A 10,901-nucleotide genomic window follows, 5' to 3' on the forward strand; every position below is an offset into this window, starting at 1 on the left:
AAAATTTTCCGGATCAACCCACAGTTATGAATGAATAGTTATGAGGTTTTTTGGCGCATATTTTTGAATAAAAATCGTGACAAAAAAGCAATTGAAAAAGGTGATGTAAAGTTATCAATAGCAACGAACTTGTTTCTCTCCTTAAATCAATATGGAATTGTTGTAATTCTTTGTTTAAAAGTACCATTTTCAATAATCCATAATACTGCATAGCCCCCAGCACCATCGCTATTTGATGCAGAAATATAAATTGAATTATTCTTTTCATCATAAAAGGCAGAAGTAAAGCCAAAATTGGGTTCAAATAAATTATCAGTTGGTAAGATCAACTTTTCATGATTTAGTTGTATACTGAATATTCCATATTTCATTTTTGGCACTCCGCCATCTGTCCCCCAAACTTCTTTACCATTAATTTTTTCTAAAAATCTGGCTTCATTTCTTGAATCTATTTCAAGATATTGTAAGTTATTTGACTTTGCATCAAATGCTCTTTTTGTTATTTCAATACTTATTGAATCCATATTGAAAACTATTGAAGTATCAGTTGATTGACCGGAATTAAAATGGTCAAAATTTTCAATAAGTCTCACACGAGATTCATGAACATAACCACTTTTGTTTTGCCGACTTAAATCATAATCTATACGAAACCATTCTCTTTCTAGATCAAAGCAATAGATTATTTTTTCACTCGATAAGGTGTCAATGATATTCTTGCCTGAATTTCTAATATTAACATAACCGTCTTTGTCCTCAATAATTCCAAACTGTCCAATAATTGTTTGGTTTAATGTAAGTAAAAGCACTGTTAAAATTATTTTCATAAACTTGTCGCTAATTTGTTAATATGCTTAATGGAATACTTCCTATTTATTCAACATGGTTTCAATCTAATTTAATCCAATTGGCTACCTTCATTTTATTTGCTTTGAAATACAATTCATAATTAAGAACCGTTTTTAGGCTTTTTGTTTTCACTATTCCAATAACCTGATTTTCTTTTAAATCCTTGCCTTCTTCAACAGAAACAGATTCTAAATTGGAATAAACCGCTCCATATTTGCCATGCTTTAATACAACTGTGTAAGCGCCTTCTGTTTTTAAAACTAAAGCCACCTTTCCATCTGCTACAGAAATAGCTTGAGTATTTTCTTTACACGTTACTTTAAGAATTTCCTCTTTAGGATTTCTAGTTGAAAAAGAATTCTCCTGTAACTTTTGATTATACTGCTCAACACAGCAAACATCTAGAGAAATATAACTTTTAGCGGGTACAATTAGTCGTCCTTTCTTTTCTTCAAATTCAGTAGTAAGTACACTATCTTTAATATTTACTTCAATTAATGAATCCTGTTGAGCAAACCCAGCAAATACTATCAAGTAAAATGATAAAAAAGTGATTATTCTCATCTTAATAAAAATTCTAATATCCGAAATAAATATAACACCATACTTATATTTCACTTTCAAAAGTAATGAAAAAAGTATCCTCAGCCAGCTTATTTACAAGTCATTAATCTGAAAGGAAAGGATAAACTAAAAATATTTGAATTTACAATGTCACTTTTCTTAGTTTCGTCAAACTTACTTTATAGAAAGCATATTTTAGTTGACTGAATGAAAAAGAAGCAAATCCATTTTTTAAAACTTTACGAACCTGTTCATGAGCAGTTCGAGCGTTTCTGCAGGGCGCGTGTATATGGCGAGATGGAATATTCTGATTTAATGAACGAAACTTTATTAGTGGGTTTTGAAAAATTTGAGAAACTAAAATCCGAAACGGCATTTCTGTCTTTTTTGATAGGAATAAGTATTCGAATATTAGGCTCAAAAAATCAAAAGCTGAGGGAAGAGAGAATGACTACTTCCATGAATATCAATCAAGTCAAAGACGAGAATTCATCAACAGATTTATCGACTGATATTCATTTTTTACACGAATCATTAGCCAAGTTGAGTGTAAATCAAAAAGAAGCAATCATTCTATTTGAGCTCAATGGATACAGCATTAAAGAAATTGCTAAAATCCAAAATGCGTCAGAATCTGCAGTAAAGCAACGTTTAAAAAGAGGTAGAGACAATCTTATTCAGATAATGAATTTTGAATCGACTTATAAAATTGAAAGTATCAATCATGGATAAAGAAAAACAGTTAGACCAACTTTTTGCAAGTGCTAAAAAAGCGCCTGCACAAGTTTCTTTTGAAGAGACGAAGTCAAGATTTATGAAGTCTTCCTCCCTTGCAAATAAGAGTTCATTTTTAACAAAATTAAAAGCTTTTATTCACCTTAAAAACATAATTATTATGGGAAGTATAGTAAGTATTATCAGCATTTCAATCATATTATTTTGGAATAATTCAAACATCACTAATCAAGATAAAGATCCAGTTAAAAAAGAAATAAAAACCACAATTGAGTTTTCAAACAACTCTTATAATGAAAACATCAGAAATAAAGATTCAATAAAAATTGAAGCAGTAAAAATTAACGATGACAAAATTCAATTGCTTAAAGTTCAAAACCTTGATCAGTTAGAGATGGGAGAGATTCCAATATCATCTAGATTACCAAAATCTTTGAAATCGTTTAATCACCAAAAATCTTCTTTTTCACCAAATGACGAATTTAGATTCCCTGTTTTAACAGAAGATGAGATTAAGGATAATCATAAACAGAAGAAAAAAATGATTAAAGCCCTAACAAAATTGGATTCAAAACATTATACTTTTAAACCATTGGAGAACTATTCAGTTGGCGGAAAAAACATTGTGGTTAGAGCATTTTTCATGCAACAAACTGAGGTTTCAAATTTGGAATACCGAACTTTCCTTTTTGATTTATTAATTCAAGGTAGAAAAGATGAATTCAAAGCCGCTATTCCAGATCAAACAAAATGGGTTGAAGTTCTTGGAGATGGTTTAAAGGCTATGCAAGATACATACTTTTCTAATGATGCCTTCGACGATTATCCAGTCGTGAATATTTCAAGAAAAGGAGCCGAAATGTATTGCAAATGGCTAACCGAAGAAACAAACGCCGACCTTGAAGAAAGTGATAAAATTGAGTCAGTTAGAATTCCAAACAGAACAGAGTGGATGAGAGCAGCAAGTAATTCAGGTATGAATTTACCTTATCCATGGGGAATTGTTATTGTCAGAAATGAGAAAAATTGCTACTTAGCTAATTTTGATGTAAGCACATATCCTGATCAATATAATTTACTGAACGGAGAGTATGGAGATGGAGCTACTTTTACAGCCAAAACACGAACGTATAATCCTAACGATTTAGGTCTTTATAATATGAGTGGGAATGTTGCCGAAATGGTTTACAATGTGAAACACGGTGAGCTTTTCGATACTGAATTGATTGGAATTGGAACTGCTGGAGGAAGTTGGATGAATACAGTAGAGGAAATAAAGATTAATGGTCCTGATCCTTATGATGAAGTATCTCAACCTCATCCTGCAATAGGTTTTAGAGTTGTATTTAATTATACAAACAAAAGGTAGGTAGAAAAAATGAGCAAATATCCATTCAAATTGTTACAAATTTGAAGTCAATGAAGTTAACAGATAGGGCTAGTATTGGGTATTACAACCACTTCTTGCTCTATTTGTAACTTTGTGCACTTACTATCACCATTCACTCTTTAACAATCCATAAATAACATCATCCACCCATTCACCATTTATAAAAAGGCTTTCTTTAAAATGGGCTTCATTTCTAAAACCTAATCTTTCTAAAAGTCGGATGGAATCAGTGTTTTTTGGATCAACCGAAGCTGTTATCCTATGTTTATTTAATGAAGTAAATAAATAATCAATTGTAATTTTCATCGCATCAGTTGCGAATCCTTTTCCTTGGTGTTTTTTACTGAGTGTACAACCAAGTTCACATTGAAATCCATCATCTCCAATAAAATGTATCCCTATATCACCAATAATTTCGTTGGATTCTTTTTTAATGATGACCAATTGAAACCAAGATTCTGGTTGATTGAAATCCGTTGGGTTTTTAGCGATAAATGCATCTACTTCATGCAATGCTTTTGGCACAAAGCCTTGATATTTGTTCGTCACAGAGTCACGTCTGTAACTAAACACTTTCGCGTTATCTTGCGCCTCAATAGGCCTTAATTTAATTTTGTCTGATTCTATCAAAGTTTATATTCATAGGTTAGCGTTTTTCCCTTTTGCTTAATTAGGTCTCGTTCTAACTTTAGCTTTTCAATCTCTTCTTCTATTTCAACAATTTCATTTTTGATGTAAATATATCCTTAATCGTATCTAATTCTTTTTTGTATTTTAAATCTGTTCTTGATGCAAAATATAAGGTGTTTTCCGTTTTTACTTTTCCTTCCCAAACTAGATTTATTTCGTTTCTAAAAATTTGTTCTTGACATAAAAAATCTGGAACTAATGCCAAACCGCTTCCATTGTTTAAACATCTTATAATTGATGTGAGATTAGGTAAAATGTAGTTGGGTTTGAAGGCAGGTTTCTTATTAAAATTCTCAAACCAAAAGCGTCTAAAATGTTCCATTTCATTTGAGGAACTATACCAAACGTTTTGAAGTAATTCTTCTTCCAACTTACCTAAATTTTTTGAATTAATGTGTTTTTGTATTTTAGTTACATTGGTTTTATTTCCTGCTATTAAAACTATTCTTTCTTTTGAAAAAGGAATATACTCAACTAATGATTTTTTTTCATTCTGTTTTTTAGGGGTTATTACTAAATCTAAAATTCCATTGTTTAAGTCTTTTATTAAATCTGTATGTGCTCCAAATCGAGCAACTAGGTCAAAGTCTAGTTTTGGGATTTCTGGTTCAATAATAAGTTGAAACATTTCTGAACACATTCCAATATTTAGAGATGGATTTTTTTCTTGAGTTGTTTTCTTAAAATGCTGTTCTGCTATTTCTAGTTTTTTTAAAGATTCAATAATATATTCATATAAAAATTTCCCATCTTCTGTTGGAATCATTTTTCTCGAAGTGCGTTCAAATAGTTTTTTGCCAACATAAGCTTCTAAAGCATTTAAGTGTACGCTAACTCCAGGTTGAGAAGCATATAAAGCAATAGAAGCTTTGGTCAAAGTTCCGTTTTCATATATTTCTTTAAATGTCCTATACCATTCTAAATTTACCATAGCTATTAAAATATTGATACAAAGGTATGATTTGTATTATTTTTACAATAACATATATTGATTTAGTTTTGCCTCATATAAAATAAGAGACAAATGAAAAACATATTTATAATTAATGGAAGTCATCCATTTGCACATTCTGGTGGAAGATTTAACGAAACACTTTTTAATACCACTGCTTCATATTTTGAATCAAATGAAGAATTTGAAGTAAAAACTACTCAAGTAGGTGAAAAATACGATGTAAAGGATGAAGTTGAAAAATTTAAGTGGGCTGATATAGTGATTTATCATACACCAATTTGGTGGTTTCAAATACCGTTTGGATTCAAAAAATATATAGATGAAGTTTTTACGGAAGGTCATCAAAATGGAATTTATGCAAGTGATGGAAGAAGTAGAAAAAACCCAAACATCAATTACGGGACTGGTGGTTTAATGCACGGAAAAAAATATATATTGACTACAAGTTGGAATGCACCTAAAACCGCATTTACTTTAGAAAATGAATTTTTTAATCAAAAAAGTGTAGATGAAGGTGTTATGTTTGGGTTTCATAGAATGAATGCTTTTTCAGGAATGGAATTATTAGCAACACATCATTTTCACGATATGGAAAAAAATGCAGATGTTCCTTTTGAGTTGAATAATTACAGTGTTTTTTTAAATGATTTAACGATTAATTTGTAATTTCTCTCGTTTCATTTCGAAATGCAGGACAACGTTTAGTATAACAATCGTAGACTGCCGATAGTCGTCAATGATTTTTTAGCCATTATTGTGTACTTTACTTTTTCGTTCTGTCGTTATTATTTGTTCAGCCCAAGAAATTTTTTCAGCAAAACTTTCTGTTTCAAATTCAAAATATTTCTGTTGAATTTTGTTCAACATTTTATCTGATAAAATCCAATCTATAAATTCCTCTGCATTTGCTTTTTGATCGAGAAATCCACTGATTTTTTTTCTATCAAAAATTGCAGTTTGTTCGTTAACCAAAAATTCTACTAAATGCTTTATTCCTGCTTTTGACTCTGATTCAGTCCAAATATTGAGTAAATCAGTAAAGTTTGGATAGAAGTGTGCAATTGCAGAAAAGTAATCTCTAAATTCCCATTCGGCTTTTTCACTGTTATCATTTACAATGCTTTCCCAAAGTGCAATCATAAATTCGTGAATTATATTCTGTTCCTCTTCAGTCCAATTTTGCCATTCCGCAAGTGTTAGTTTATCAAACGCAATCCAAATTTCGTAAGGTGTTCTTAACTCGGCTGTTAATTCTAAAATTCGAGGAAGAAAATGTTTATAGTCGTTTGCACTTCCCCAAGTCGTCATAGCCGATCCTGTAAACCTAGATAAATCATCCACATCAAGTTCTCGTAATGGTTTTGAGAATACTTCTTTATTCCATTTCTGTAAATCTTCATACAAAGGACTTCCCGTCATATCGGTTGCTCCATATTTCGCAAACACCTTGTAAATATTCTCGATGTTATATTTTAATTTCTCAGTCATTCTTGTATTGCACACAAAGGTTTGTGTAAAAAGTCGTTTTAATGCTTTTTTAATGGTGTTAGCAAATCGTTATTTTAGTTCTTTCAGCATTTCAACTGCGTTTTGGTTTTTAGGGTTTAATTCAAGCGATTTAGTGTAATTAATTTTGGCTAATTTCTTATTCCCCATTTTTAGGTAACATTCAGCAATGCTATCATAAGCATTATAAGACTGAGGGTAGAGTTTGATATTTAATTTGAAAAAATCTAATGCTATGTTCAATTTATCCTGCCTAATGAAAGAATATCCATTACTGTTAATCAGTCCTTCAGAAGGTTTGAATTCTTCTTCCCATTCTTTACTTAGTTGCTCGAAATGATCTTCAAATGCAATTACATCTTCTTTTATTTCATTTGTTATCCTATAGCTGTTAAAAATAAAACGCATTCCATCATATAAAGATTTTAAGGTAACAGATTGATGATCTTCATCTTCATAAATTTGAAATTTAGTTTGTATTGTGCTGTGTTGATCAAGTAATATATCATTAAATTTTTCCTGTAGTATCCTAGTATTACTAGTGTCTTTTTTGAAATCATTATTATTCGCAGCAGACATATACCATGACTTAGTATTTGAAAGAGTTTCAACTGACTTTAACTGTTTCAAGCATATTCCATCATCCCACCACATGGATGGGTCCATAGAAATGTAAGCACTAAAAGGCGAAGAATTTGAAAGAAATGATTGGACTGTCGCTAGCCCACCAAATGAATGTCCAACAAATATCTTGAGTGCCATTGTATTATAATTTCTATCGATTGTTGGTATAAGTTCTTCATTGATAAATTTTAGGAAATTCTCACCGCCTCCGCTTGTTTTTAAAAAATCTTCATTTTCTGTTCCATCATAATGAATAATAGAATGTGTTGGTGTTAGATCTCTTGTTCTATCTGTGTTCGGTACAGATACAACAATGCATTCTGGGATAATGTTGCGTCCACTTAAGTATTCGATTGTATTAATAGAGTACCAAAAATGATATTGACCATCAAGTAATATCACTACTGGATATTTTTTTTGAACATTAGTTGTGTCTGAATAAGAGTAAGGCAGATGCACAAGATAAGGTCTTTCTTCATTTAAAAATTGAGAAGAAATTGGTTCTAGGTTGAGGAGTTGTTGAGCATTTAAAGCTGTTACCCAAAATAGAACTAAAATAAATAGGATGTGTTTCATTTGAATTATTGTTAGAGATTTATAAAATGATCCTTCTTGGAAAGTATCTTAAACCTTTCAGCATAGAAGTTATAAGGATTACTCAATAATGTATAAAAGGTTCAATTTCTATTAATTATTTTTTACGATTGTATTTTTTTATGTTTGCTTACGGTTAGTATATGAAAAGTAGGCGAATTCGAAACACTTAATTTTCGGCTAAGCACAAAGTTTGATACGAGCCAAAATCCTTGAATTTATTACTGTTTCGCCTATTTTTTATATACATTGTTGGCGGTATTGTGTATTCTCATTAGTTATATCTATTTACCCATTATCCTTTTTCTATGTTTCATACCCCATTCGGCAATAGTATGAGTCAAACTTTTAAGGGTTGAGCCGTATTCCGTTATTTCGTATTCCACAGTTACAGGTTGAGTGTCTAATACGTTTCTTATAATGAGTTGATTCATCTCCAGTTCCTTTAATTCTCGACTCAACATTCTGCCCGATATTCCTTTTACCTCTCGTAATAATTCAGAATAGCGCATTTTTTTATAGCAGAGGCATGCGATAATAGATACTTTCCATTTGCCATTAAGGATATCCATTACATCGTGAATTGCTAAAATGGTTTGGCTACATTCTTTTATTGGTTCTTTTTCTGTTTTCATAATAAGTCACTTGGTTACTCGAATGTTACTGTTACTTTTTGGCAGTAAGTTACAAAAAGTAATATTATAGACTTACTTTTGGCTCATCATTTTAAAAAAAATAGTAATGAAATTAATAGATGATTTGAATTGGCGGTATGCCACAAAAAAATTCAGTCCCAAAAGAGTTGCAGATAATGATTTGGAACAAATAATTGAAGCAATTAATCTTTCTGCTTCTTCGACAGGTATACAACCCTATCGGCTTATAGTTATAGATAATCCAAGCTTGAAAAAAGATTTGGCTGAAGGTTCATTTAATTCTCAAATTGCCGAAGCATCCCATCTTTTGGTATTTGCTGCATTTGCGTCCATCAGAAAGGAAGATATCAGTGATTATATGGAGTTAATTTCCAAAGTAAGAGAAACACCTATTGAAGCATTAGCAGATTTTGAGAATGCTATCAGTAGCGGTCTTTTACCGCAAACTGATACTGATAACTTTATTTGGTCCGCAAAACAGGCATATATTGGTTTAGGAACTGCACTCATTGCTGCAGCCCAGTTAAAAATAGATTCCACCCCAATGGAAGGTTTTGATGCCGGGAAATTTGATGAACTATTAGGTTTGAAAGAAAAAAATCTCAAAAGTGTGGTAATTCTCGCTTTAGGATACAGAGATGCAGAAAATGATTATTTGGCTAACCTCAAAAAAGTACGATTACCTTTAGATGAGTTTGTAACAAAAACAAATTAAACATGATTATTATAGCAGGAAATTTATATGTAAACCCTTTAGAAGTTGAAGCTTTTGTTTCAGAAGCTCGTGCAACAATTCCTCTTGGATTTAAAAACACGGGATGTATCTCAATTTCTTTTACTTTAGATGATAAAGATGCAGGAAGTATGCTCGTATTAGAACGCTGGAAAGACCAAGCATCATTAGATAATCACCTGGCTCAACCAGAAGTAATTTCTCTTTTTACAAGATGGGGACCAAAAATGAAAAATGAGGTTAAAAAATACGATGCATTAAACGAAAGAGACCCAAGAGATAAATAAGCTTCTGCCGAAGTTTTGATATAGTAAACTTGCTGATATTTTAATAGAAAAAGATCTAAAAAGTGCATTTTGCTTGATTAAGGTTAAAGAAATTTAGAAAACATGAAAAAAGTAATTATCTCCAAACGAATTTTCTCGCAAAATAGAGTAGCAATTGGCCTTTGATTTAATTAAAAATACTGACTGTAATTGGTCAGTATTTTTTTGAGTAGATCCAAGAATTGAAGCCAAAAAGTAGAAATAGGGTAAGTTGTTTTTCTTTAATGTTTATTTGGTTTTCGGAGCCATTACCGCCAACGGATGAGGCTTTGCGGCGGCCTGTTTTTAAATGTTTTATCGAAGATACAAACATTTTCTTTTCAGTAATGTGAAAATCTAAGGTTTTTACAGGCTGACGGCAAAGGCTGTGTTATGCTTATTCATCTTTAATTTTAAACCACTTTTCATGTATTGATAAATGATTNTGCTTATTCATCTTTAATTTTAAACCACTTTTCATGTATTGATAAATGATTGTTTTCGGGTAATGCCAGCATTATGTCGATTTTGATTGAATCACTGGTTGTAGCTGGATAGATACTCCAATCTTCACTTGTACTATTAGCTATATCGATTCTTTTTAGCATACAGCTATTGCAAGATGGATATAAATAGAAAGTATCAATCTTTGGAGTCTTAATTTTTATTATATTATTTTTTCGATTTATTAAATAATCCCTATCAATAGTTGATATTTCTATATTTGTGGCAACCTCATTGAAATTTTGGAATGCTGATCTATTTCTGTATTGCTCATTTAGCAAATCGTGATTTACAATAATTGATTGTAAGAATCTTTTGAAAGTATTGGAAATTTGGCCTTTGTACTCAAATTTAAACATGTATTCTTCTGTGCTAAATTGAGCCCAGGAATGAATGATTTGAGATTCGTTTTCTTGAACTTTGGTTTTTCCTTTGATCAGAATATTGTTGGATTCAATTTCATAATATTGAAATTTGTTATCATTTTCCTTTATTATCAATTCATTCTCTGATAATGAGTCAATGTAATAACGCTTAACATCGATGACTTCAAACAATGAGCCTTTGCTTGTCCTGAAAAAGCAAAATCCTTCACCACAAATAGGTGTTAGATTTTTCGGTACTTCTACAGTTAACGCCATTTGCTCTAAATTATATCTTTCCCATAATTCCTCATTATCATCACTAAGGTTAAAGGAAATCATCAAAGAACCAATGAATAGAAAAATAAGTTTATTTAAATAATGTTTCATTTGAACTTCAATTAAGAACAACGTCAGGCGGATTTCCGAAGTCG

At 31.1% G+C, this 10,901-nt stretch carries 13 protein-coding genes; 5 read left to right on the plus strand and 8 right to left on the minus strand.

Features of this window, described 5'->3' with window-relative positions:
- Positions 1 to 146: 146 nt before the first annotated feature.
- Both C6368_RS01630 and C6368_RS01635 read right to left on the minus strand, forming a co-directional pair.
- Positions 147 to 827: a hypothetical protein gene (locus tag C6368_RS01630; protein ID WP_107037423.1), complete on the minus strand. Its 681-nt coding sequence runs from the start codon at positions 825 to 827 to the stop codon at positions 147 to 149.
- A 61-nt stretch (positions 828 to 888) separates the two neighbouring features.
- Positions 889 to 1,413: a peptidoglycan DD-metalloendopeptidase family protein gene (locus C6368_RS01635; RefSeq protein WP_107037424.1), complete on the minus strand. Its 525-nt coding sequence runs from the start codon at positions 1,411 to 1,413 to the stop codon at positions 889 to 891.
- A gap of 207 nt (positions 1,414 to 1,620) precedes the next feature.
- On the opposite strand from C6368_RS01635, the gene C6368_RS01640 reads away from it, so the two are divergent.
- Both C6368_RS01640 and C6368_RS01645 read left to right on the plus strand, forming a co-directional pair.
- On the plus strand, positions 1,621 to 2,145 hold the full coding sequence (locus C6368_RS01640; RefSeq protein WP_107037425.1) for an RNA polymerase sigma factor: 525 nt from the start codon (positions 1,621 to 1,623) through the stop codon (positions 2,143 to 2,145).
- Positions 2,138 to 3,517, plus strand: coding sequence for a formylglycine-generating enzyme family protein (locus tag C6368_RS01645; protein ID WP_107037426.1), 1,380 nt, complete (start codon positions 2,138 to 2,140; stop codon positions 3,515 to 3,517). The genes C6368_RS01640 and C6368_RS01645 overlap by 8 nt, the downstream gene beginning before the upstream one ends.
- A 126-nt stretch (positions 3,518 to 3,643) precedes the next feature.
- Here C6368_RS01645 and C6368_RS01650 read toward each other — a convergent pair whose 3' ends face one another.
- Both C6368_RS01650 and C6368_RS01655 read right to left on the minus strand, forming a co-directional pair.
- A complete protein-coding gene (locus C6368_RS01650) occupies positions 3,644 to 4,168 on the minus strand; it encodes a GNAT family N-acetyltransferase (RefSeq protein WP_107037427.1) in 525 nt (174 codons plus the stop codon).
- Between the two features lie 79 nt (positions 4,169 to 4,247).
- On the minus strand, positions 4,248 to 5,159 hold the full coding sequence (locus tag C6368_RS01655) for a LysR family transcriptional regulator (RefSeq protein WP_107037428.1): 912 nt from the start codon (positions 5,157 to 5,159) through the stop codon (positions 4,248 to 4,250).
- 93 nt (positions 5,160 to 5,252) lie between these two features.
- Here C6368_RS01655 and C6368_RS01660 point away from each other — a divergent pair, with 93 nt between their 5' ends.
- Positions 5,253 to 5,849: an NAD(P)H-dependent oxidoreductase gene (locus C6368_RS01660; protein ID WP_107037429.1), complete on the plus strand. Its 597-nt coding sequence runs from the start codon at positions 5,253 to 5,255 to the stop codon at positions 5,847 to 5,849.
- Between the two features lie 78 nt (positions 5,850 to 5,927).
- On the opposite strand, the gene C6368_RS01665 is transcribed toward C6368_RS01660, so the two are convergent.
- The 3 genes from C6368_RS01665 to C6368_RS01675 all read right to left on the minus strand — a co-directional run bounded on the left by C6368_RS01665 (position 5,928) and on the right by C6368_RS01675 (position 8,542).
- Positions 5,928 to 6,671 carry a hypothetical protein gene (locus C6368_RS01665; RefSeq protein WP_107037430.1) on the minus strand — a complete coding sequence of 248 codons (744 nt, stop codon included), beginning with the start codon at positions 6,669 to 6,671 and terminating at the stop codon, positions 5,928 to 5,930.
- A 69-nt stretch (positions 6,672 to 6,740) separates the two neighbouring features.
- On the minus strand, positions 6,741 to 7,889 hold the full coding sequence (locus C6368_RS01670; RefSeq protein ID WP_107037431.1) for an alpha/beta hydrolase-fold protein: 1,149 nt from the start codon (positions 7,887 to 7,889) through the stop codon (positions 6,741 to 6,743).
- A gap of 302 nt (positions 7,890 to 8,191) precedes the next feature.
- Positions 8,192 to 8,542, minus strand: coding sequence for a winged helix-turn-helix transcriptional regulator (locus tag C6368_RS01675; RefSeq protein WP_107037432.1), 351 nt, complete (start codon positions 8,540 to 8,542; stop codon positions 8,192 to 8,194).
- 106 nt (positions 8,543 to 8,648) lie between these two features.
- Between C6368_RS01675 and C6368_RS01680 the strand changes: the two genes are divergently transcribed.
- Positions 8,649 to 9,278, plus strand: coding sequence for an NAD(P)H-dependent oxidoreductase (locus tag C6368_RS01680; protein WP_107037433.1), 630 nt, complete (start codon positions 8,649 to 8,651; stop codon positions 9,276 to 9,278).
- A 2-nt stretch (positions 9,279 to 9,280) separates the two neighbouring features.
- Positions 9,281 to 9,583 carry a putative quinol monooxygenase gene (locus tag C6368_RS01685; protein WP_107037434.1) on the plus strand — a complete coding sequence of 101 codons (303 nt, stop codon included), beginning with the start codon at positions 9,281 to 9,283 and terminating at the stop codon, positions 9,581 to 9,583.
- Positions 9,584 to 10,050: 467 nt separating this feature from the next.
- Here the strand turns inward: C6368_RS01685 and C6368_RS01690 are convergent.
- A partial coding sequence (locus C6368_RS01690) for a hypothetical protein (RefSeq protein WP_234369065.1) occupies positions 10,051 to 10,901 on the minus strand: 851 nt, incomplete at its 5' end.

It is taken from the genome of Brumimicrobium mesophilum (genome assembly GCF_003025005.1).
In the GTDB taxonomy this organism is placed as follows: domain Bacteria; phylum Bacteroidota; class Bacteroidia; order Flavobacteriales_D; family Crocinitomicaceae; genus Brumimicrobium; species Brumimicrobium mesophilum.

Bases quoted from the DNA above. Each gene is read 5' to 3' on its own strand.
- C6368_RS01635 (WP_107037424.1), bottom strand. From the start codon at position 1,413: ATGAGAATAATCACTTTTTTATCATTTTACTTGATAGTATTTGCTGGG.
- C6368_RS01685 (WP_107037434.1), top strand. From the start codon at position 9,281: ATGATTATTATAGCAGGAAATTTATATGTAAACCCTTTAGAAGTTGAA.
- C6368_RS01665 (WP_107037430.1), bottom strand. From the start codon at position 6,671: ATGACTGAGAAATTAAAATATAACATCGAGAATATTTACAAGGTGTTT.
- C6368_RS01680 (WP_107037433.1), top strand. From the start codon at position 8,649: ATGAAATTAATAGATGATTTGAATTGGCGGTATGCCACAAAAAAATTC.
- C6368_RS01670 (WP_107037431.1), bottom strand. From the start codon at position 7,889: ATGAAACACATCCTATTTATTTTAGTTCTATTTTGGGTAACAGCTTTA.
- C6368_RS01640 (WP_107037425.1), top strand. From the start codon at position 1,621: ATGAAAAAGAAGCAAATCCATTTTTTAAAACTTTACGAACCTGTTCAT.
- C6368_RS01630 (WP_107037423.1), bottom strand. From the start codon at position 827: ATGAAAATAATTTTAACAGTGCTTTTACTTACATTAAACCAAACAATT.
- C6368_RS01645 (WP_107037426.1), top strand. From the start codon at position 2,138: ATGGATAAAGAAAAACAGTTAGACCAACTTTTTGCAAGTGCTAAAAAA.
- C6368_RS01675 (WP_107037432.1), bottom strand. From the start codon at position 8,542: ATGAAAACAGAAAAAGAACCAATAAAAGAATGTAGCCAAACCATTTTA.
- C6368_RS01655 (WP_107037428.1), bottom strand. From the start codon at position 5,159: ATGGTAAATTTAGAATGGTATAGGACATTTAAAGAAATATATGAAAAC.
- C6368_RS01660 (WP_107037429.1), top strand. From the start codon at position 5,253: ATGAAAAACATATTTATAATTAATGGAAGTCATCCATTTGCACATTCT.